Raw genomic sequence first — 23119 nt, 5'->3', positions numbered from 1 at the left:
CTCCCTGCTTCCAGCCTCCGACTCCCTTTTCTCACAAAATATCCTATCCTGAATTATTATTAATATTATAGCTTTCCATTCAAATGAGATGCCTTTTTTATGATGTGTATAATAAAAAAACACTATTTTTGTAGTCTAAATTTTTCAAGAAAATATGGCAGAATATACTTTTCGTGAGGTAATTGCACAGGCAATGAGCGAGGAAATGCGTAAAGACGAGTCCATCTACCTGATGGGGGAGGAAGTTGCAGAATATAATGGTGCATATAAAGCTTCAAAAGGAATGCTGGATGAATTTGGTCCGAAAAGAGTAATCGATACACCGATTGCAGAACTTGGATTTGCAGGGATCTCCGTAGGAGCTGCAATGAACGGGAACAGACCAATCGTAGAATTTATGACCTTCAATTTCTCATTGGTAGGAATTGATCAGATTATCAATAATGCAGCAAAGATCCGTCAGATGAGCGGTGGACAGTGGAACTGCCCGATCGTTTTCCGTGGCCCTACTGCTTCTGCAGGACAACTAGGAGCTACCCACTCCCAGGCTTTTGAAAGCTGGTATGCTAACTGCCCGGGACTTAAGGTTGTGGTACCTTCCAACCCGTATGATGCAAAAGGATTATTGAAAACAGCAATTCAGGATAATGACCCGGTTATTTTCATGGAATCTGAGCAGATGTATGGAGATAAAATGGAAGTTCCTGAAGAAGAATACTACTTACCAATAGGAAAAGCAGATATCAAGAGAGAAGGTAAAGATGTTACTTTGGTCTCTTTCGGTAAGATCATGAAGCTTGCTATTCAGGCAGCTGAGGATATGGAGAAAGAAGGGATCTCTGTAGAGGTGATTGACCTTAGAACGGTTCGTCCTCTTGATTTTGATACGATTTTAGAATCTGTAAAAAAGACAAACAGACTGGTGATCCTGGAAGAAGCCTGGCCATTTGGTTCAGTATCCTCTGAAATTACTTATATGGTACAGCAAAAAGCATTTGATTATTTAGATGCACCTATTAAGAGAATTACGACTCCTGATGCACCTGCTCCATATTCTGCGGCATTATTTGCAGAATGGTTCCCTAAACTTGAAAAAGTAAAAGAGGAAATCAAAAAAGCGATGTACGTTAAATAATAATAGAGAAAAACTTCCGAAAGGAAGTTTTTTCATTTATTATATTCATGAAGAATAATTCTTGACGTCATAAAATTGATATAAATTTGCGCTTTTAAAATAAATTGGCTGATATGGCAGAAGTTACAGAAGGCGGTCATCACTTTGACTTAAAGAAGCTTTCATTTGTGGGCGTTATAGTGTCTCTAGGAATTGTTTTCGGAGATATTGGTACGTCACCGCTTTACGTAATGAAGGCGATTGTGAATGCAAGAAAAGATGGTGCCTCAATGCCGTTTGATGAATATATTGAAGGAGCTTTATCCTGTATCATATGGACGTTGACGCTTCAGACAACCCTGAAATATGTGATCATTGCTTTAAGAGCGGACAACAAAGGAGAAGGTGGAATTCTTGCCTTGTATTCATTAGTGAAAAAGCTCAAAAAGAAATGGCTGTATGTAGTTGCCATCATAGGAGCTTCCACGCTGGTGGCAGATAGTGTTATCACTCCTTCACTGACGGTAATGTCAGCTATTGAAGGACTTAAAATATACAATCCGGAAACTCCGGTCGTCCTTATCACCCTGGTCATTTTATTTGTGGTCTTTGTGGTTCAGCAGTTCGGAACCGCTTCTATCGGTAAGTTTTTCGGGCCTGTCATGGTAACATGGTTCTTAGTGTTGGGAATTGCAGGATCACTTCACATTTTTGATCATATTGAGATCCTCAGAGCTTTCAATCCGATGTACGCCTATAACCTGATTACCCATTCCTCAAGTGCTATTGTGATCATGGGAGCGGTTTTCCTTTGTACAACAGGAGCTGAAGCTTTATATTCCGATCTGGGACATTGCGGGGCAAAGAATATCAGAATCAGCTGGATTTTTGTTAAACTGATGCTTATCCTTAATTATTTAGGACAGGGATCATGGTTATTGGATAACTACCATCAGGTACACAACGGGGTTAATCCTTTCTTTGGAATCATGCCGGAGTGGGCTGTTCTGCCCAGTGTAATTTTAGCTACTGGGGCTGCGATCATTGCCAGCCAGGCTGTGATTACCGGATCATTCACCATGTTCTCAGAAGCCATGTCTATCTCTTTCTGGCCGAATCAGCATATTGAATATCCTTCAGGAGTTAAAGGTCAGATGTATATTCCAAGGATCAACTGGGGGCTGATGGCTTTCTGCTTTGTCGTGGTGGTATTCTTTCAGAAGTCTGAACGTATGGAAGCAGCTTATGGGCTTACGATCACCATCACCATGTTGATGACTACGATTCTGCTGTTATTCTGGCTGAGCCGTACAAGAGTCAATAAGATCTTTATCATTGGATTTGCCATGGTTTATCTGTTCCTTGAATCAGGATTCTTCTATGCGAACGTTATCAAATTTGTAGACGGAGGCTGGCTGACAATGGTATTAGGTGGATTCATCGCCGTATGTATGTATGCATGGTATAACGGCAGGCTGATCAAAGCAAATTTCATTCAATATGTAAAGATAGACAAATATGTATCTATTCTTAAAGATATGAAGCTGGATGAGACCATTCCGAAATATGCCACCAACCTTGCTTATCTGAGCCGGGCAAAAAGAAATGATGAGGTGGAATCAAAGATTATCTATTCCATCATCAAGAAGCAACCGAAAAGAGCAGACCATTACTTTATTTTAAGTATTGTCAATCAGGAAGATCCATATACTTTTAAATATACGGTAGATGAGATCTTGCCGGGAACGGTTTACAAGATCAATTTCCTTTTAGGATTTAAAGTGGACAGAAGAATCAATGACTATTTCAACATGGTGTTGAGAGACCTGATGGCAGACGGTACTATTCCTTCAAGAAGCAGCCATCCGTCTTTAAGAGCTCATAATATTCCACCGGATCTCAAGTATGTGATTATAGATAATACATATATCAACGATATTCTTTTAACTGTTAAACAGAAGATTACCCTTAATATTTACAGCTTTGTGAAATATATCGGTAGTGACGATTTTAAGGCCTGGGGAGTATCTTCACATAATGTTGAAGTGGAGTCTGCTCCGATTACGGAACTCACCGTGTACGACAACAAGATCGAACAGTCAGGATACTTCCGTCACAGTTCTTAGCTCTCCGGGTATTTAACCATAATATCTATTTAAATAAAAATCAATAAATTTGTAGATAATTTTTTTAATGGATACAATACAAAAAGAAAAAAATATAGCTTTGATCAAGGATGTTTTGAGGAACTACTTATTAGAAAAAGGGTTCAGAAACACACCGGAAAGATATACGATATTAGAAGAAATCTATAATATGGATCATCACTTCAATGTTGATGATCTGTATCTTCTTATGATGCAGAAAAAGTATCACGTTTCCAAAGCAACGATTTACAACACTATTGAGATTTTCCTTGATGCGGGTCTGATCCGTAAGCATCAGTTCGGAGAAAAAACACTGACCTCTTCATCTTATGAAAAGTCTTATTTTGATAAGCAGCATGACCATTTGGTGATCTATAAAAAAGACTCTGATAAAGAAATTGAGGAAATTATTGAATTCTGCGATCCGAGAATTCAAGGAATCAAAGAGGCCATTGAAGAAGCATTTGGCGTAAAAATTGATTCTCATTCGCTATATTTCTATGGCACTAAGAATGACTAATTAATGAGAAAAATCCTTTTTCTGTTTATCCTGATCTCTGCCCTCAGTTTTGCGCAGGAGAAAGCTCCTGTGAAGAGAGATCCTTATCTGCAGCCTTCTTCTCCGGTAAGAACGCAGCCGCTGAAACCGGAAGAAAAAATAAAAATCATCCATGCAGATAAAATTATCAAAGACCCTGAGAAATATGAAGGGAATCAATACTTTAGCGGGAACGTTCAGATAGAGCATCAGGGCTCTGTACTTACAGCCGATGAAGTGGTGGTGTATAGTGAAGAAAACTTTGTAAAAGCTATAGGCAACACAAGACTTCAGAATACGGACGGCTCTGTGATTACTGCGGGAGAGATGGAATATGACGGTAATACCCAAAAAGGTGTTGCCAGAAAGAATGTTGTCCTTACAGATCCGAAGCAAACTATAAAAACAGATATCCTGTATTATGACAGGCTTGCAAACCAGGCTTATTTTAATACGGGAGGAACAATCACTGATAGCCAGGGGAATGTAATGTATACAAAATCTGCGACCTATTTTCTGAATACGAAAATGATAGATTTTGTGGGCAATGTCAGAATAGACAATGCTCAATATACCATTGAAGGCGTTAATATCAAACAGAATCAGAACACCAAGGTGGCTGAATTTTTTGGGCCTACAACGATTACTAACAAAGCTAATCCCAAGAACAGGGTATATACTGAAAGAGGAACATACAGAATGGAAACGAAGGAAGCTTTCCTTAATAAGAATTCCAAGATATTCTATAATGATAAGATCCTTACAGGAGATGATATGTATTTCAATCAGATTACAGGGTTTGGTACAGCAACGGGAAATGTTACTTTAGATGATCCAAAGGAAAGAAGATACATAAAAGGAGGCTATGGTGAGATTTTTGAGAAAAAAGACTCTGCCATGATGACGAAAGGACCTTATGCAGTCAAAGCAATGGAAAAAGATTCCGTTTATTTTGCTGCGGAAAAGATTATCTCCTACCAAAGACCGGATTCATTGGATATCAATGTAAAGAAAAGCTATTTAAGGGCCTATAAAAAAGCCCGTGTCTACAAATCCAATGCACAGGGAAGAGCAGACTCTATTACTTTCAATGAAACGGACGGTATCATGCACATGTATACAAAGCCAATCCTCTGGAGTGGTGAAAAGCAGGTAACCGGAGATAAGGTAGAGGCTTACTTTAATACCAAGAATGAGAATATAGACTCTCTGAAAGTGATCGGAAATGCTTTTGCCATCAGTAAAGTTGATTCACTGAACCTGAAAGATGAATTCAATCAGGTGAAAGGAAAGTTTATGACGGTCTATTACGAAAAGAATGATATTAAAGAGGCCAGAGTAGTAGGAAATGCGCAGTCTATTGTTTATGTTGATGATACTGATCAGGAAACCAAAAAGCCGGAAAGAATAGGAATTACCCTTTCTGCCTGTGGAATTATTGGAGCATTGTTCGAAGAAAGAGCATTACAGATCATTTCATGCAGTATTGGCGCAACGTCAGATACTTATCCGATGAGCAAAATAGAGCCGGCGAGAAGGAAATTCCCGGATTTCAACTGGAATACCAAAGACAGGATCAGGAAATGGCAGGACATCCTGGTAGACAGTCCTGATTATGAAGAAATAAAATATTCGGCAGATAGCGAACTTTATGATCAGGCACAGGATGCCATAGAAAAAGAAAGAGCTAAGGAAGAAGCCAAGAAACCCAAAAGAACCAGAAAATAATATAAGGAACCGTTTGTTTACTACAGCGGTTCTTTTTTATTGTAATAAGGTTCCATAAATGGATGTCCGTCAGCTGAACTACCGTATTGGGCAATTAAAGAAGTGTTTGCTGTCGAGATCTGTGCGGGGTATTCCTCCTATATTACTATTGATAAAAAAGCAGACTCTTCATAATTTTTTTTGCATTACAAAAATATAGGATATATGTCGCTGATTATGTTAAACACTATCTGTTTTTTTGAGTTTTTGATAATTTTATATGAAAAGCTGAAATTATACTATTTATTCAATTTTAAGTGAAATAAATCAGAGAATAATTCTTTTAACGACTAAAGAAAAAATGAAAACGGAACTAAAATTAACAAAGAATTATTAATGAAATAAAATTTATATAAACTATTGATTTTGTTATAATTATGTATTGTTTTTGCATTGAGATACTTTTAAAGGTAAAAACAGAACGTTTTTCAATTTCTCTAATTGAGAATTTAAAAATCCGCACATTCATATCAATAAATGGTGAATTTTTTAGGTTAAAAAAGTAATTAAAATGCTATAAAAAATCAAAATTTTAGGCTCTTATCAAAAAAATATATATTTTTTTTTGGTGTGTTGTAAGATTAGAAAACCTTGATAAATACAGAGGTTTTTAGTGGTTTTAAAAATTCCTCTTTTTTAGACTTATATTTTTTTTTATCAATATGTAAATATTCAATTGTAATATTTTATAAATTTAATAAGCCAAGTTAATTAAAAAGTAACACTATGAAATTGAAGTTTATTACCATGATCTTTACACTCTGTATAGTAAAGATTTTTGCTCAAGTTGGGATTTCGAAAAATGCGGTTTTTCAACCCGATACCAGAGCACAGCTGCATGTAAAACAAGATGATTACGCAGCCAGACTGCCAAGAGCCAATACGACAGCAGTATTGCCCACTTCATCACCAGGTACTACGGGAGACGGAACCCAGGGTTCTATTATCTTTAACCGTGAAACCGGAAGTATTGTTCAGAATGATGGTACCACCTGGAAAATCTCAGATCCAATTGTTACTACAATGAAGAATAATAAGATGGCACGCTTTGTAAGAAGTGGTACTGTTACTACAACGTGTGAAAGCTGTACTATTTTTAATCCCTGTCTTATAGGGTCTAATAGGGCGTGTGCTGCTGTAGATGTACCGTTTACGACAAGTAGTCCAAGTGTGAATGATATTACGACAGATGTTGATCTGATAAACCCGACAAGCAATGTAATCAATTTTAAAACCAGAGGGCTGTATAAGCTATCATTTAAAAGTGGTGCGCTTAATGTGGGTGAAGCTGTATGCATTGGGGCAACGACTAACCTGTTCTCCAGACTGAATTTAGAAGTAAGCTCTGATAACGGAGCTACATGGAGACCTGTTAACAATACAGTAAGCAATACTGCCGGAGGGCTGTTGTCATTAGGATCAATTCCGGTTGGATCAGTGGATGTAGGCCAGTCGCTGGCATTTACTTATGTAGGTGTTTTCAACGCTGGAGACAGAGCAAGATTACGTTTTTTTGGAAATCAGACCATGTCGGTTGGAGGCTGTCTGGGGTCCAATATGTTTTTTGCTATGAATACCACAGGAAATTCTATATCAGAAATTATTGTTGAAAAAATAAATATGCAATAAGATGAAAAAAATAATATTACTTACGGCTCTTTTCTCTCTTTATCTTTTGGATGCTCAGATTGGTATAGGAGCAAATATCTATAGTGCTAAAAATATTGTGAAGGTTCAGGACGGAGAAAAAGGAGTAATACTCCCTTTTTCAAACAGCTTTACTTCTTTTCCCAGATATAATGCGGGAGTAACAGATTTATTTAATGATTACCCTAACCTTGTCGGTGGCCTTATTTACAATAAAAATGACGACCAGTATTACAAATATGATGGCTATGCCTGGAACCCGGCAAGACAGATTCAGGGGATATTCCAGCCTAGAGGCTCAAGATTGGGAATTTCTTCCGGGATATCGATTCCATGTATTGCTTTCGGTTTAGGGATATGTCTTTCAACAGGTTCTGCTGTTTATTTGGCTCCGGATGATAGAAGTGAAGTTCTTGTCGATAATCTTGGATTGAAAAATGCAAGTTCAGTAACGATAAAACAAAACGGGATTTATGATGTTGCTGCTGCTTTGGGCTTTACCGGGGGATCGGTAGGAGCACAGATCGGTGTTACAGAATTTAAGCTCACATTGCAGGTTAGATATACATCAGGCGGAAACTGGGAAACAATTGCTACCAAATCGAACTATTCTGTTGTATTTATAGTTGACACTCAGGGTAATAAAACATGCAGCTTTGCTCAGACCATTTCTTTACCTGTAGGTGCCGAACTAAGAGTAATACCTACCATCAGAACGATTGGAGGATCAGGCGGATCATTATCTGCTTATGGTACCGATACCAATTCGATCAATTCTTACATTGCAGCACGTTTAATTAAAGCTTATTAAGATGAAAAAATATTTATTCGGACTGTCTTTATTTGTGATGAATATTTACAGTGCACAGGTTAATTTCACCAATCTTCCGAACCCGGATTCCAATGCCAATGGAAACGATCAGGTAATGATGTATATTACCAATACCAATGAAGCCTCCGGGGTAAAAGGATTTGGACTTCCGGCAGTAGATACAGAAGCGAATCTGCCCTATACAGGGGTGAATGCTCCCACAGTAAGAATCGAGGAATTAAGGGGAATGCTTTTATTTGTTAAAAGTACGGCCCAGGCAATGGTTTTTGATGGACTGGTATGGAGTAAAGCTTTTGAAGTAGAATCCGATAATATATCACGATTCCAGCTCAATGCGGCATCTACGACTTCAGGGGCTGTATTGCTTCCGATCAATTCTCTCATTAATAAAGCCAACTTTCTTGCGGATCCTTTAAAACTTAAAACCAATGTGCCTACAACAGGAGCTAATCTTAACAGGTTATACATCAGGCAGACAGGATTGTATAGAATCAACCTGAATCTTAATTTTACAGGCCCGGCAGGATCATTTAGCAACAGACTGGGAGCCAGCTTGTATGTGAATGATAGCAAAAGGTTCCAGCTATTGGAAGAAACCGTTAATTTCGACGGGACGAACCGTAAAATCAACTTGGATTTTTCTGTATATGCGGTCCAGGGACAGTATATCACTTTGGAAGCGATTTCTGAAGTAGGAGGAACAACGTCTTATAATGTTACAGCGGACAGCTATGTAACAGTAGAAAAAGTATTATAGATCAAATACAATTAGTTTAAATCTTAAATCACTCTTAATTTTTTAAGGGTGATTTTTTTATTCACAATCAATAATTTCCACATTTGCTGAATCTTTTATAGCTTTGCTGAAATTTTTTGAGACGATGGAAATGCATAAAGATTTTTTTGTATATCAGGCGCAAACCACAAAATTTGCCGCGGGTTTTGAAGTTGAAAAAGCAGAAGGAAGTTATATTTACGGTACAGACGGCAAGAAATATCTTGATTTTGTAGCAGGGGTTTCAGCCAATACTTTGGGACATTCCCATCCGAAAATTGTCAATGCGATCAAAGAACAGGCAGATAAATACCTTCATGTAATGGTATACGGGGAATACGCGCAGGAAAAGCCTGTAGCATTGTGTAAGCTGCTTGCAGAAGCCACCCCAGAGCCTCTGGAGGTTACTTACCTGGTAAACAGCGGAGCCGAAGCTATTGACGGAAGCCTGAAGCTGGCTAAAAGATATACGGGAAGAGAGGAGATCGTTTCTTTTAAAAATTCTTATCATGGGAATACCCATGGAGCTTTAAGCGTTTCAGGAAATGAGATTCATAAAAGAGAATTCCGTCCTTTGCTGCCGATGATTTCTTTTATTGAATTTAATAATGAAAAAGATTTCGGTAAGATCACAGAGAAGACTGCTTGCGTTATCCTGGAAACCATTCAGGGAGCAGCAGGATTCCTTGTTCCTGATAATGATTATCTGATTAAGCTGAAGAGAAGATGTGAAGAAGTAGGAGCCCTGCTGATCCTGGATGAAATACAGCCGGGATTCGGGAGAACAGGTAAACTTTTTTCATTCGAGCATTTCGGAATTGTCCCTGACATTCTGGTAATGGGAAAAGGAATGGGCGGAGGAGTTCCTGTAGGCGCTTTTATGAGCTCCCGGGAAATTATGGAAACTTTATCTCATTCACCTAAACTGGGCCACATCACTACTTTCGGAGGAAATCCACTGATCGCTGCAGCCAGCTATGCTACCTTAAAAGAGGTATTGGATAGCGGTCTGATGAATGAAGTTGAGGAAAAAGAAAAACTGTTCAGAGAACTTTTGGTTCATCCGAAAATTAAGAATATCAATGGTAAAGGCTTAATGCTGGCGGTGAACCTGGGATCTCCGGAATATACCCTGGAAGTTGCTAAAAAATGTATGGAAAAGGGGCTTATTGTTTTCTGGCAGTTGTACAGAAACGAATACCTGAGAATTTCTCCACCGCTCACATTATCTGAGGAAGAAATCAAAAAAGGCTGTCAGATTATTCTTGATATACTTGATGAAAACTAGCTATAAAATCTCTCCGGACAGGAGCGATTTTTTTATGCTTTACATCGTAATTTTCAAGAGAATAACTTAACATAATACTGATCCGGAACCCGTGATAAATATCATGCAGATTCTTTAAAAAAATAATTGCTTTTTTGTGTAATAAAAAAATTAATTTATATATTGCGGGACGATAAAACAAAGATTATATGGCGAAACATAAAGTCCATTACGAATTTCCAATGCACTGTTTATCAGAGATTTTGTATGAATATCTGGCTACTGCGGAGGGGTTGTCTGAATGGTTTGCGGATGAGGTAACAGAGAAAGGCGATGATTTCTTTTTTAGCTGGGGTGGAGGCCCTGCTGAAAAGGCCACTTTGATCAGATATAAGCCTGAAGGTTTCGTGCGTTTCAGATGGGAAGAAGATGAAGGAACTAAAAACTTCTTTGAAATGACTATCGTAATAGATGATATTACAGAAGATTTATCTCTTAATATTACAGATTTCTGTGAAGAAGGAGATGAAGAGGAAAACGCAATGTATTGGGAAAATCTTATTGAGAACCTCAGAATAAAATTAGGTGCGGCATAACGCCGGACTGTATTAAATGATAAAACTGATGAACGATTTATCGTTCATTATTTTTTTGTAAATAAATCACATCAAAAATTGGAAAATCAATATTTTACATCAGACGAGCTAAATGTAAATAACAGAGCCTTTCTTTTGGGAGACTCGGTGAAGGTTTCTTTCTTTGTAAGAAATGGTGGATTGATCATGGATGAGGAATGCTATTTTTTCCTGATGGCTTCCATGAGAAAGATGAGAATGAATATTCCTTTGACCTATACACTGGAGTTCTTCCAATCATTATTTCATAAAGATATCATAGAGGGTAAGGGAGTAAAGAACGGGATTATCAACTTTCAGGTATTCAGAAATAATGACGGGTTGACACTGGCAAAATCTTCCGTTTCCTACTTCTATGAAGTGACGGAGATGAATGATGTGCTGGCTGTTCACCAGAGACCGCAGGAACTGGATCTCATTAAGGAGATCAATGTAAATAATAATCTGCTGAGCAATATAAGGGTACATTGCCCTGAAAATATTTACGGCGGAATCTATGCTCAGGAAAATGACTTGGATGATGTTATTCTTCTGAATCCCAATAAAAGAATTGCACGGACTACTTCCGGAAATCTTCTGTTTCTGGAAGGGAAAGTAATCAAAGTTCCGAAACAGACTGAAGGAGCTTACATTTCTCCTTTGCTGGAAAACTTTGTTACTTTTTTACACAAGAATAACCTTGCCGATATTCAGGAACATGAAATTATCGCCTTTGAATCTCAAAAGGCGGAAGAAATTTTAATGATCTCTGATGAAAAGGGAATATTTTCTGTAGGAAAAATAAGAAATAAAACTTTTGAAAGCTCCCGTTTTCTGGAGCTGGTGGAAAGCTGGAAAAAAAGTTTTAACCCATAAAATTGACAAACCCGGTAAACAACAAAGTTCCAAAAGTCCTTTACCGGGTTTTATTCTGAATAAATCAGAAATTGTTTCTTTTATTTATTGTTCATTGATGACTTCAACGAATTTCTGTGCGATTTCTTTTTGCCCCTTTTCACTGGTGATATAGTTCCTATCGGTTGTGTTGTTGATAAAGCCAAGTTCTACCAATACAGCAGGAGCTTTGGTTTCTCTTAAGATATGAAGATTACGCTCTTCAATTTTACGGGCGTTTAATTTTTGTGAAATTTTCTCAGCCAGCTTTTTCGAAACTTCAGAATTCTGAACGTAGATTTCAGTTCCCTGGCTGTTGGATTCTTTCTGAGAAGATCCGTTGACATGAAGTGAAATAACCATTTCCGGATTCAGCTTGTTGATCTGTTCTGTTCTTTCAGAAAGAGTAGGATAGCTGTCGTTGTCTCTCGTTAGCACAACTTCGTATCTATCCTGAGCTTTATTGAGTTTTTGAATCTCTTTTGCGATGTTTAATGAAATGTCTTTTTCTGTGAAATTATCATACACCACTCCTTTATCATTTCCACCGTGGCCGGCATCTATGACAATATATTTTTTGTTAAGAGGAGTAAATGATAAAAATGTAGCGGAAAAGACTGATAAAGCAAGTAATGTAATTCCTTTCATTTCAGTGGTTTTTGGTTTTCCAAAGAACGGAAAAACTTTCTTTAAAATTGGTTAATGGAATCTTAAAGTTTGTTAATTATTTCACTGCTTTACAATGAGATATTTAATTCAATGAAATATCTTCAGGAGAATTGGCCCAAAGAAGGAATTCCCCGCCCAGATTCTGCATGATCGATTTCCAAAGGGTCTGGTCATTGGGAAGGGTATAGTCCAGATTGTATACATCCACTACCGTCCATACCTTCCTCTGAACCTCAGTGTCAAGTTGATTGGGAGACCAGCCGGAATACCCGGAAAATATCTTTACATTATGAATGTCCAGTTCGTTGCTTAAAACAGCATTGATGATACGTTCAATATCTTCTGTAAGATAATATTCATGAGTAATCTCTGTGTAGATTTCAGTGACTTTCTCACCTTTTACGATAAAAAACACTTTATCGTTTTCCACAGGCCCGCCATCATACACTTCAATTTTAAAATCAAAAAAATCTTTGAATTTATTACTCATCTGGCTGTTCTTTTTATTCAATATCAAACCAAATGCACCGCTTTCGTTATGTTCAATAACCAATACTACAGATCTGGAAAAAATATCGCCGGAAATGTCAGGTGTCGAGATTAATATTTTACCTTTGTATGAGTGATTCATACTCAAATTTAATAAAAAATATTTATGGAAAACCTGCACGACAAAAGAAAAGTGTACGAGAAATCCCAACTTATTGAAAGTGAGATAAAACAAAATCCAATCGAGCAGTTCAGAGACTGGTTTTTGGAAGCCAGTGAGAGCCCGATGATCTCAGAAGCTAATGCCATGGCTGTTTCTACAGTAGAGGAAGACGGCTGTCCCCGGACAAGAATGGTGCTGCTGAAGGCATATACTCATGAAGGATTTATTTTTTATACCAATTATAACAGCCGTAAAGGAAAAGCCATAGAGAGTAACCATAAAGCGTGTCTGCACTTTTTCTGGCCTAATCTGGAAAGACAGATCATTATCAAAGCAGACCTGGAAAAAGTGGCTGAAAACTTAAGTGACGGTTATTTTCATTCAAGACCGAAAGGAAGCCAGCTGGGAGCCGTAGTGTCTCCGCAAAGCCAGATCATTCCCAACAGAGAATTTTTGGAAGAAAAATTAAAGCAGCTGGAAAAAGAATATGAAAATACTGAAGTTCCAAGACCTTCCAATTGGGGAGGATACCTGGCAAGACCTTATGAAATTGAATTCTGGCAGGGAAGACCTAACCGACTTCATGACAGGATCGTCTACACGCTGGAAAACCTGGACTGGAAAATTTCAAGATTGGCACCTTAAGGGGATTAGAAGTTAGAAGTGGTGGTTTGGCTGATAATTGAAATACAGCAAGTAGCTTTATAATATGAATAGCGGGTTTTTGCCCGCTTATTTTTTTTGCTTTTTATAACTAAGACGGGCTTTAGTCCGTTCCTATTAAACAAATATCTTTAATCAAAATTCAAAATCAATCAGCAGCTATAAGGAATAAAAAAAGCTGCTTCTAAAGAAACAGCCTTTGAATTTTTGTAATCTGAATGATTATTTTTTCTTAGCACCGGAAACTGCATTGGATAGATCAGCTCCAGCTTTGAATTTAGCAACTTTTTTAGCGGCAATTTTGATTGGTTTTTTAGTTGCAGGGTTAATACCTTGTCTAGCTGCTCTCTCAGCTACTGAGAAAGTACCGAAACCTACTAAAGAAACTTTTCCATCTTTTTTCTTTAAAGTAGAAGTTACATTACCAATGAAAGATTCTAAAGCAGCTTTTGCTGCAACTTTAGTGATACCTGCATCTTTTGCGATTGCGTCGATTAATTCAGACTTGTTCATAATTTTTAATATTAAAGTTAGTTCGTAATTATAGCAAATATAATACTATTTTCTAATTGTGCAATTTTTTTATTAAAACTTATACAATTTTTTTACTTTTCAGTGAAAACAGTTAAAATATGATAATTCGTTTTTTCACGAAAAATCTACGTTACGGGTTACTAAAATCATGCCAAATGCTTATGTTTATTGACTTTAGCAAAAAGTTAATATTATTTCCTGTATTTATTAAATCCTAAATCAGGTATAAAGTATTGATGTTTTTAAGCATATGATTATTAACTTTATAACTAAAATTCAAATTTCTTATATTTTGTGAAATCAATCACCTGTGTTTGTGGGAGTTTTTAAATGATACTAAAGGTCTGTTTTATTAATTTTTATTAATAAATTTGCAGTATGTTAATAGAAGTTTTCAAGTCTAAGATCCACAGGGTGAGAGTGACAGCCTCTGACCTTAATTATATAGGAAGTATAACAATAGATGAAGATCTTATTGAAGCTGCCGGATTGGTAGTGGGAGAAAGGGTCTATATCGTGAATGTGAATAATGGGGAGCGTTTTGATACCTATGTTATCAAAGGAAAAAGAAAATCGGGAGAAGTATGTCTGAACGGGCCTGCAGCAAGAAAAGTACAGAAAGATGATATCATTATCATTATTGCCTATGCGCAGATGACTCCTGAGGAAGCAAAAGACTTCCAGCCGAAAATAGTCTTCCCGGATGAAAAAACAAACCTGCTTACCTAGTTCATGGAGAAAACATCGAAAAATCCTTTAAAATCTATACTTACAATAGTAATATCGCTTGCTTTTGCAGGCTTTTTTTTATGGCTGGCCTTAAAGGGGCTCGATTTTAAAGTGATTAAGCAGTCGTTGGCAAAAGCCAATTATCTTTGGGTATTATTTGCGTCCGTATTTGGTCTTCTTGCTTATTGGTTCAGGGCTATTCGCTGGAATCTGATGCTGGAGCCGATGGGACACAGCATCTCCAATTCCAATTCCTTATGGTCTATATCATTCGGATATCTGATGAATCTTACCATCCCAAGAAGCGGGGAACTGGCGAGAGCTACTGCCCTATATGGAGTGGAAAAAGTACCGGTAGATAAATCTTTTGGGACCATCATTCTGGAAAGAGTGGTTGATCTGGTGTGTATGTTTGTGTTTTTACTTCTAACATTGGTTTTTAAATTTGATGCAATTCATTCTTTTTATGATTTTGTAATGAATAAGAAAGACGAGAAAGAGGAGTTTATTCCTAACTTTTTTGAAAAACAAATGATGAAGTTGGGAGTCAGTGATTTTGATTCATTTTATTTTTATATTAAAATTATTTTAGGACTATTGGTTTTAATAGGCTTAGGTTTGCTTTATAAATATAAGAAGGAAAAGCTGATCAATTTCGGTAAAGGAATTCTTCAAGGTTTAACATCTATCTTTAAGTTAAAACAAAAAGGGAAATTCATCCTGTATACATTAGGAATCTGGATCTGCTATTATTTGGCCGCTTATCTTGTATGTTTTGCGCTTCCTGAAACCTCAGGATTTACCTTGGCAGATGGTTTTTTTATAATTGTAGTGGGAACAATGGGAATGATCATTCCGGCCAGTGGGGGGATCGGAGCTTATAACCTGGCTATGAAATTGGGTTTTATGGCGCTTTTTATTTCAATGGGAAAAAGTGCTGAACTGGGAGGAGAAATGGGGCTTACGTATTCATTTATTTCTCTGCCGCTGCAGATTGTGATTATGCTGGTGATGGGACTGATTTCTATTCCGATGTTGGCAAAAGCCAGAAATGCGGCTGTTTCAGATAAGGATTTTAAAGATTAACTGTAATGGTCTTTTTATATAATATTATAATATAAGGTTCAATTGAAAAATTGAACCTTTTTTATTTCCTGTTTAAGGAAGAAGTAAAGAATATAAAGAAATTTTAGAATATGAGCAGGCGATTTAAAAGCTTAAGTGTTGAAATTTTTTGCCCTTTTATAGTGACGATTTAAAAATTTAAAAAGATTTCAAATAAAAATAGTTTGAATTGAAGGATACTGATTATTTTTCATAAATAAATTTGGTCAATTCATAAATCAAATTTATCTTAATGCAAAAAATAATTCATAATATAAAACACTATGGCAATTAATCTACAGAAAGGGCAAAAGATCGAAATAGGGTTGACAAAAATGACGATTGGACTTGGTTGGGATCCTAATGAAGGGACAGGCTATGATTTTGACTTGGATGCATCTGCAATCATGATCGATGCCGACAGGAAATTAGTAAGCGAAGAGTATTTTGTTTTTTATAATAACCTTCATTCTCCGGATGGAGCGCTTACCCATACGGGAGATGATCCTAACGGTAAAAACAGTGATGGGGATGATGATGAAGCGATCATTATAGATCTTGATAAAGTAGATTCAAGAGTAGAAGAAATCCTTTTTGTAGTAACTATTGAGGATTTTGAGAGAAGAAGACAGAATTTCGGACAGGTAAGAAATTCATATATCAGAGTAGTGGATAACAATTCAAACCAGGAAATCGCAAAATATGAACTGGATGAAGACTTCTCCATCGAAACAGGAGTTGAGTTCGGAAGATTATACAAAAGAAACGGAAGCTGGAAGTTTGAAGCTTCAGGAATAGGCTACAGAGCAGATTTAGGATTCTTCCTAGAGAAATACTATAAAGGACAAATCATTAAATAATTATCTAATAATCAAATACACAGAATAATAACTATGGCAATTAATTTACAGAAAGGTCAGACGATTGATTTAAGAAAGAATGACCGTGGAGAAAGTGTTTATGATCTTTCAAGAGTGACGATCGGCTTGGGATGGGATGTAAGAAAACAGGGAGGTTTTTTCGGGAAATTATTCAATAAAGAGGCAGAATATGACCTTGATGCAGTGGCGTTCCTTTTAGACGGAAACGGTAAAGTGGCCAATCTTGGAAAAACGGTTCAGACCAATGACGGAAGACAGATAGGATTGTATCAGGGAGACGTGGTTTTCTTTAATTCTATGCAGCACCCAAGCGGAAATGTGTGGCTGACAGGTGACAACAGAACAGGTGCAGGAGACGGAGATGATGAGCAGATCATTGTAAAGCTCGATCAGTTGGACCCAAGCTATCAGAAAATAGTATTCCTTGTGACTATTTATCAGGGAAGAAGCAATAATCAGCATTTCGGAATGATTGATAATGCCTTCATCCGTGCAGTGGATGCTACAGGTAAAGAAATTACAAAATACAGTCTTTCCGGGGACTCAAGTATGAACGGAATGTGTGCAATGGTCTTTGCGGAAGCATACCGTCATAATGGAGACTGGAAGTTCCGTGCAGTGGGAGAACCGCATCATACCGATAATTTTATCGATATTCTGAGACAACAATACGCGTATTCCAATTAGATTTTACATTTTTATTAAACATCATACAAACCGGCTTGGAAGTCTTCGACTTCCTCCGCCGGCTTCAGAATTAATACTTGTCTTACAATGACCAGAAGATTATTAGCCTATTTTTTATTGGATACTTCCGGCTCTATGAACGGAGAACCCATTCAGGCATTGAACAATGGCTTCAACGGACTGATCAGTATGCTCCGTGCAGATCCTCAGGCGATGGACAGCCTTCATATAAGTGTCATCACCTTTGATAGGGAAGTTAAAAATATTATTCCACTTATTGATCTGGCCAGCTTTTATCCGATGGAGATCACCTGTCCGGACAGCGGGCCTACTCATACGGGAGCTGCATTGGAAATGGTTTCTGAGCTTGTTCAGAAAGAATTGGTAAAAGAATCTTCTGATGCAAAAGGAGACTGGCAGCCGTTACTTTTTATATTTACCGATGGTAAACCTTCTGATATTCAGAAATACCGTCAGATGATTCCTGTGATCAGAGGACTGGAGTTCGGTGCAATTGTAGGTTGTGCGGCGGGTCCAAAAGCTGATGAACAGTTTCTTAAGGAGCTTACAGATCATGTGGTGAAACTGGATACTACAGATGCTATTACCCTTTCTTCCTTTTTCAGATGGGTGAGCTCTTCCATTACACAGGGAGGGCAATCACAGAATACGGAAGATAATATAACATTGCCTCCGCCACCATCGGAGCTTACTATTATTATTTAAAAAATTGTCTTTACAATCATGAGAAGACTGCCGATTTATTTTTTAGTAGACGTTTCCGAGTCTATGGTAGGAGAGCCTATTGAACAGGTTCAGGAAGGTATTGCCAATATTATCAGGGAGCTGAAAAAAGATCCGTATTCCCTGGAAACGGTTTATATTTCCGTGATAGGCTTTGCCGGAGAAGCTGAAGTGATTACACCGCTTCAGGATATTATCAGCTTTTATCCCACAAAGATTCCTATTGGGAGCGGTACATCACTTTCACAGGGGCTGATCAAGGTAATGGATTGTATAGACCGGGATATTGTGAAAACCACCTATGACAGAAAAGGAGACTGGAAGCCTATTGTTTTTCTTTTCACCGATGGAGTTCCAACCGACGATGCCACCAAGGCCATAGAGAGATGGAACAATAAATATCATGGAAAATCCAATACTATTGCTGTATCGATAGGTGAGAACACTAACTATAAACTTCTGGGATCTTTAGCAGACCATGTATTGCTGTTTAATAATTCCGATGAGAATTCCTATAAAGAATTTTTCAAATGGGTGACAGATTCTATTAAAACGACCAGCCAGAGTGTTACAGAAGCGAAAAAAGAAGGAATCAATCTCTCAAAAATTGATGCTCATATTCTGGAAAAGGTAGACCCTGAAATGGAACAGAGATTTCCTGATAATAATTTTGTGGTGCTGAACGGTAAATGTTCAGAAACGCAGAAGCTGTATCTGATGAAATTTAAAAAAACATTTGCGGAGTCGGGTATACCCGGAATGTCCACCAGGTATTATAAACTGGATGGCGCTTATAAGATCGATGAAAAAGCCTATTACAGGCTTTCCTCTTCCCGGAAGAATAACCTGAAAATTTCTATAGAAGAACTTCAGGGAGGAACTTCATGTCCTCATTGTGCTAATCCTATTGCATTAGCGACCTGTTCCTGTGGTGGTATTCATTGCCTGAGTGGCGAAGGGTATAGCATATGTCCATGGTGTGGAACATCGGATTATTACGGTTTCTCCAGCGAAGGATTCGATATCAACAGAACGTTAGGATAAAGGATCCGGTACGTTGTAATTTTTAATGATACCGACTTATGAAAATACCCGGATTTTATTTTGGAAAGCCAAAGAAAACTATGGAGAAATCTTTTGTTTATAGGGAAAAAGAAGAATTTAAAGAGGCATATTGGGTTTTAAAAAATGCCAATTCCAATACGTTTTATGAATTCAGCTTTGACATGGAAGAATTTCCGAATATAAGAATTCAGAATATCAGGAACCTTGAAGAAACCGGGCTTGTTTTTGAACAAAATAAAATTTCAGGAATTCCGGTTGCCAATAATGTCTACCACCTGGATATTGAATTTTACCATATCGGTGACGAAGAAAATATTGAGGTAAAGAAAGTGGATCTGTTTGTGAATGCAGATCCTAAAGATTTGTGGAAAAATATTCCGAGTGATCAAAATGAAATTTTTCATAAACCGGATGAAGCTTCTCATAAAGGAAAATTTTTAGACAAGAAAATTGTTGTGGCTTCCAAAAGAGGCCGTTCCCATGCTCATGAAGGGAAGTTTAGGGAAGATGATTTTGCAGTCAATGAACTTCCTGCGGAATGGAGTATTATTTCTGTTTCTGATGGGGCAGGTTCAGCCAAACTGGCAAGAGAAGGGTCCAGGCTGGCAACCGTTTCAGTGAATGCGTTTTTTAGCTCACAGCAAGTCCTGGATGAAATGGAAAATAATGTAAGAACCCTTTATACAGAAGGACAGTCTCAGGAGAAGCGCACAGAAGCCCGGCAAAATATATTGAAGCTCTTGTATAAGAGTGTTTTATATGCCTATAATACATTGGATAAAACTGCTGCAGACCATTCCTTTGCTGTTAATGACCTCAATGCTACCCTTATTTTTGCTTTGGTTAAAAAATTCAGCTTTGGATATGTTATTCTGAGCTTTGGAGTCGGAGACTGCCCGATTAATCTGATCAATACTGAGGTCTCTGAAATTAAACTCCTTAATCAGATGGATGTGGGTGAGTTTAGCGGCGGTACCCGCTTTATTACCATGAAGGAAATTTTTAATGACGATATTGCTTCCCGTTTCGGAATTACCTGCGTGGATCAGTTTTCACATCTTGTTTTAATGACGGATGGAATCTATGATCCTAAATTCGGCACGGAAAACAAGCTGGAAGATGCAGAGAGCTGGATGACATTCTTCAATGACCTGTCCGGGAATAATGATGATGGCAGTAAAGTAGACTTTACGAACGATGCAGACATTGATGAGCAGCTTTTACAATGGATGGATTTCTGGAGCAGAGGAAATCATGACGACCGTACATTGGCCATAATCTATTAATAATCATGAAAAAGACCATTAAGGTTGTTTCTGTTCTGGATGCAGCCCAATCATATGAATTTGTTGATGAAAACCCGATTCGGGGCGGCGTAAAGGATGTTTACTTTTCTCCTGATAAGGAGTATGTGGTGGCTTTTTACCGGAACCCGCTGGATGAAGGACAAAAAGAGCGCATCATGAGGATCGTATCTACCTATCTGCAAAGTATACAGAACGGAAATGCTTCCGAATATTTTTTGAATGAAATATTCAGATGGCCCCATGATATTGTTGAAAAAGATAAGCTCACAGGAATTGTTGTTCCTGTTTATCATAAGAAATTTTTCTTTGCCAAAGGGTATATCGGCTCAGATAATATCCAGGGACAGGATAAAGTAGGAAAATGGTTTACGGCACCTATGTTCCGGAACCCACAATATCCGCTGAGACTCGATCAGTCAGAGTTAGGAGACTGGCTGAGCTATTTCCAGATTGCGATCAATATTAGCAGGGGAGTCAAGAAACTGCACCAGATGGGGCTGGCACACTCTGACCTTTCGTATAATAATATTCTGGTGGATCCTGTTACAAAATCTGCCTGCATTATTGATATAGACGGTCTTGTCGTTCCAAAACTATTCCCGCCTGAAGTAATCGGAACAGCAGATTTTATTGCACCTGAAGTTTTGAGAACCCAGCATTTAAGCCTTCAGAATCCCGGCAGACATCTGCCGAACCAAAAAACCGATTTACACGCTCTCGCCGTTTTGATCTATATGTATCTGCTCCGAAGGCACCCTTTACGTGGAGGGAAGATATGGGATCTTGATTCTGAGAAAGATGAAATCATATCAATGGGTGAAAAAGCCATGTTTGTGGAGCATCCTGAAAATTCCACCAATCATGTAAAAGCTGATCAGCTTAGAAAATGGGATGCATTCTGGGGAGACCCTCAAAAGATTTCCTATACCGTAACAGGCCCTTATATTTCAGATCTGTTCAGAAAAGCTTTTGTAGAAGGGCTACATGATCCTATCAGACGTCCCACAGCCAACGAATGGGAAACGGCATTGCTGAAAACCGTAGATCTCATACAGCCTTGTCATAATGCTGACTGTACAGAGAAATGGTATGTCTTTGACAATACCAGTAAGCCGAAATGCCCATTCTGCGAAACGCCACATCAAGGTACGTTACCGGTTTTAGATCTGTATTTTAAATTTGATGATGAGGTATGGAAGCCGGAAAATCACAGGCTGATGGTCTATCATAACCAGTATTTATTTAAGTGGCATGTTTCCAGGAAAGTGATCCGGAATGAAAATCTGACCATGCAGGATAAGATGCCTGCAGGATATTTTGCATTCCATCAGGGAAAATGGGTGCTGGTGAATCAGAGTTTATCCGGCATGAAGGATATTACGGAGCAAAGAGATATTCCTCCCGGTTCTATGGTGGAACTAACCAACGGAAAAAAAATACTGTTATCTCCTGAAGAGGGAGGGAGGCTCATTTATGTGACTATGGTGGATGCGTAGATTATTAGAAGTTAGAGGTTAGAGGTTAGAGGTTAGGCAGTAATGATATTGAAGTGGTTTCTGATTGTATATTGTAATGTGTGAATCTTAATCAGAAGGATAAATATTTCTTGTATTATTTATTATACGCTCGCAGATTTTTTTGATTACGCGGATGATTGTGGTTATTGGTGTCAGCTGTTTGTGATAATTATATCTTGATTTTACCACAGATCTCACAAATTTTCACAGATGATTGTGGATATTAGTGCAGCTTATTTTTGTGAATTTTGTGTTTCAAATTAAAGCAGTTGGTGTTTCATAAAGAAAGAATGTTCATCTTCTCCTACGATTTTAAAGCCTAAGCTGGAATAAAGATGTTGTGCCTTATTGGTTTTTAAAACGCTTAATGCCACCGTTTTTCCTGTTGATAAAGCTTCTTGCAGGATATCGGTCAGAATCATTTTTCCAAGCCCTTTTCCCTGCTGCCTGGGGTCAATCTGAAGCTGTAAGATGTCTATATTGGTATCGGTTCTGTTTATTTTCAGCAGTCCAATAGGCTGTCCATTCAGGAGAATAATATTGGCCTTGTCAAATTGGTACAGAATTCTTTGAAGAGTGGTTTCTCCGTCGGTGGGAAGACCTGAATCGGCATAATGCGGGACCATGGTCTTTATCCTGAGATCAAGAAGATAATCAATATCATTTTCTGTTGCTTTTTGATAGGTAAGTTGAGTATTCATAGATTGTAGAATTTCAATTTCATGCCATTTTTCAATAGAGTCCAAGATAATGATTCTCGGATTATTTTGTGTATTAATCCTTGATTTCTTTTATTTATTGGTGAAGATATTGATTTAACCTGAACCAAAGAATATAAAAATAGGGTTCAATAAAAAGCTCCAGGGGTGAGATGCCGGAAGATATTTCTGAGCAGAATCTTAGAGCCTGTTTAAATTTGTATTAAAATATTATTTCTCGCTGATTTGATTTACGAATAATGATCTGCTGAAT

The 23119-nt window shown here is 37.7% G+C and carries 23 protein-coding genes; 19 read left to right on the top strand and 4 right to left on the bottom strand.

Going from position 1 to position 23119, the window contains the following annotated elements; translation table 11 throughout:
- Positions 1-154 precede the first annotated feature (154 nt).
- The 10 genes from AC4IF5_RS12665 (at position 155) to AC4IF5_RS12620 (ending at position 11577) form a co-directional block, all read left to right on the top strand.
- Positions 155-1135, top strand: a complete 981-nt coding sequence (locus tag AC4IF5_RS12665; protein WP_490735025.1) for a pyruvate dehydrogenase complex E1 component subunit beta — start codon at positions 155-157, stop codon at positions 1133-1135.
- 113 nt (positions 1136-1248) lie between these two features.
- A complete protein-coding gene (locus tag AC4IF5_RS12660; protein WP_490735023.1) occupies positions 1249-3240 on the top strand; it encodes a KUP/HAK/KT family potassium transporter in 1992 nt (663 codons plus the stop codon).
- Positions 3241-3307: 67 nt separating this feature from the next.
- Entirely contained in the window at positions 3308-3781 is a 474-nt protein-coding gene (locus AC4IF5_RS12655; RefSeq protein WP_002976876.1) for a Fur family transcriptional regulator, read from the top strand.
- Between the two features lie 3 nt (positions 3782-3784).
- Positions 3785-5527, top strand: coding sequence for an OstA-like protein (locus tag AC4IF5_RS12650; RefSeq protein ID WP_490735021.1), 1743 nt, complete (start codon positions 3785-3787; stop codon positions 5525-5527).
- 765 nt (positions 5528-6292) lie between these two features.
- The gene (locus AC4IF5_RS12645) at positions 6293-7195 is read left to right on the top strand and encodes a hypothetical protein (RefSeq protein WP_490735019.1); all 903 of its coding nucleotides are present in this window, start codon (positions 6293-6295) and stop codon (positions 7193-7195) included.
- Between the two features lies 1 nt (position 7196).
- Positions 7197-8024 carry a hypothetical protein gene (locus AC4IF5_RS12640; protein WP_490735018.1) on the top strand — a complete coding sequence of 276 codons (828 nt, stop codon included), beginning with the start codon at positions 7197-7199 and terminating at the stop codon, positions 8022-8024.
- Between the two features lies 1 nt (position 8025).
- The gene (locus tag AC4IF5_RS12635; RefSeq protein WP_490735016.1) at positions 8026-8802 is read left to right on the top strand and encodes a hypothetical protein; all 777 of its coding nucleotides are present in this window, start codon (positions 8026-8028) and stop codon (positions 8800-8802) included.
- 130 nt (positions 8803-8932) lie between these two features.
- Positions 8933-10108, top strand: coding sequence for an aspartate aminotransferase family protein (locus AC4IF5_RS12630; RefSeq protein WP_490735072.1), 1176 nt, complete (start codon positions 8933-8935; stop codon positions 10106-10108).
- 188 nt (positions 10109-10296) lie between these two features.
- On the top strand, positions 10297-10683 hold the full coding sequence (locus AC4IF5_RS12625) for an START-like domain-containing protein (protein WP_101239698.1): 387 nt from the start codon (positions 10297-10299) through the stop codon (positions 10681-10683).
- A 78-nt stretch (positions 10684-10761) separates the two neighbouring features.
- The gene (locus AC4IF5_RS12620) at positions 10762-11577 is read left to right on the top strand and encodes an aminotransferase class IV (RefSeq protein ID WP_490735014.1); all 816 of its coding nucleotides are present in this window, start codon (positions 10762-10764) and stop codon (positions 11575-11577) included.
- Between the two features lie 84 nt (positions 11578-11661).
- Here the strand turns inward: AC4IF5_RS12620 and AC4IF5_RS12615 are convergent, their stop codons facing one another.
- Both AC4IF5_RS12615 and AC4IF5_RS12610 read right to left on the bottom strand, forming a co-directional pair.
- Positions 11662-12243 (bottom strand): N-acetylmuramoyl-L-alanine amidase family protein, encoded by a 582-nt coding sequence (locus AC4IF5_RS12615; RefSeq protein WP_490735012.1) that lies wholly within the window; start codon positions 12241-12243, stop codon positions 11662-11664.
- A gap of 103 nt (positions 12244-12346) precedes the next feature.
- The gene (locus AC4IF5_RS12610) at positions 12347-12895 is read right to left on the bottom strand and encodes a YqgE/AlgH family protein (protein ID WP_490735010.1); all 549 of its coding nucleotides are present in this window, start codon (positions 12893-12895) and stop codon (positions 12347-12349) included.
- Positions 12896-12919: 24 nt separating this feature from the next.
- Here AC4IF5_RS12610 and pdxH point away from each other — a divergent pair, with 24 nt between their 5' ends.
- Entirely contained in the window at positions 12920-13561 is a 642-nt protein-coding gene (gene pdxH / locus AC4IF5_RS12605; RefSeq protein WP_490735008.1) for a pyridoxamine 5'-phosphate oxidase, read from the top strand.
- Positions 13562-13801: 240 nt separating this feature from the next.
- Here pdxH and AC4IF5_RS12600 read toward each other — a convergent pair whose 3' ends face one another.
- Positions 13802-14092: an HU family DNA-binding protein gene (locus AC4IF5_RS12600; protein WP_027379880.1), complete on the bottom strand. Its 291-nt coding sequence runs from the start codon at positions 14090-14092 to the stop codon at positions 13802-13804.
- 399 nt (positions 14093-14491) lie between these two features.
- Here AC4IF5_RS12600 and panD point away from each other — a divergent pair, with 399 nt between their 5' ends.
- From panD to AC4IF5_RS12560, 8 genes are all read left to right on the top strand, one after another.
- Positions 14492-14842, top strand: coding sequence for an aspartate 1-decarboxylase (gene panD / locus AC4IF5_RS12595; RefSeq protein ID WP_002976902.1), 351 nt, complete (start codon positions 14492-14494; stop codon positions 14840-14842).
- Between the two features lie 3 nt (positions 14843-14845).
- Entirely contained in the window at positions 14846-15928 is a 1083-nt protein-coding gene (locus AC4IF5_RS12590) for a lysylphosphatidylglycerol synthase transmembrane domain-containing protein (RefSeq protein ID WP_490735005.1), read from the top strand.
- 302 nt (positions 15929-16230) lie between these two features.
- Positions 16231-16806, top strand: coding sequence for a TerD family protein (locus AC4IF5_RS12585; protein ID WP_490735003.1), 576 nt, complete (start codon positions 16231-16233; stop codon positions 16804-16806).
- 33 nt (positions 16807-16839) lie between these two features.
- Positions 16840-17514, top strand: a complete 675-nt coding sequence (locus AC4IF5_RS12580) for a TerD family protein (RefSeq protein WP_490735001.1) — start codon at positions 16840-16842, stop codon at positions 17512-17514.
- A gap of 87 nt (positions 17515-17601) precedes the next feature.
- Positions 17602-18240, top strand: coding sequence for a vWA domain-containing protein (locus tag AC4IF5_RS12575; RefSeq protein WP_490734999.1), 639 nt, complete (start codon positions 17602-17604; stop codon positions 18238-18240).
- A gap of 18 nt (positions 18241-18258) precedes the next feature.
- Positions 18259-19302, top strand: a complete 1044-nt coding sequence (locus AC4IF5_RS12570) for a TerY-C metal binding domain-containing protein (RefSeq protein ID WP_490734997.1) — start codon at positions 18259-18261, stop codon at positions 19300-19302.
- A gap of 80 nt (positions 19303-19382) precedes the next feature.
- Positions 19383-20609: a PP2C family serine/threonine-protein phosphatase gene (locus tag AC4IF5_RS12565; protein WP_490734995.1), complete on the top strand. Its 1227-nt coding sequence runs from the start codon at positions 19383-19385 to the stop codon at positions 20607-20609.
- Positions 20610-20614: 5 nt separating this feature from the next.
- Positions 20615-22126, top strand: coding sequence for a helix-hairpin-helix domain-containing protein (locus AC4IF5_RS12560; protein WP_490734993.1), 1512 nt, complete (start codon positions 20615-20617; stop codon positions 22124-22126).
- A 281-nt stretch (positions 22127-22407) separates the two neighbouring features.
- On the opposite strand, the gene AC4IF5_RS12555 is transcribed toward AC4IF5_RS12560, so the two are convergent.
- Entirely contained in the window at positions 22408-22848 is a 441-nt protein-coding gene (locus tag AC4IF5_RS12555; RefSeq protein ID WP_490734991.1) for a GNAT family N-acetyltransferase, read from the bottom strand.
- Positions 22849-23119: the final 271 nt, after the last annotated feature.

Source organism: Chryseobacterium sp. UF-290, from assembly GCF_058245615.1.
This window is presented reverse-complemented; position numbering and strand designations above follow the sequence as displayed.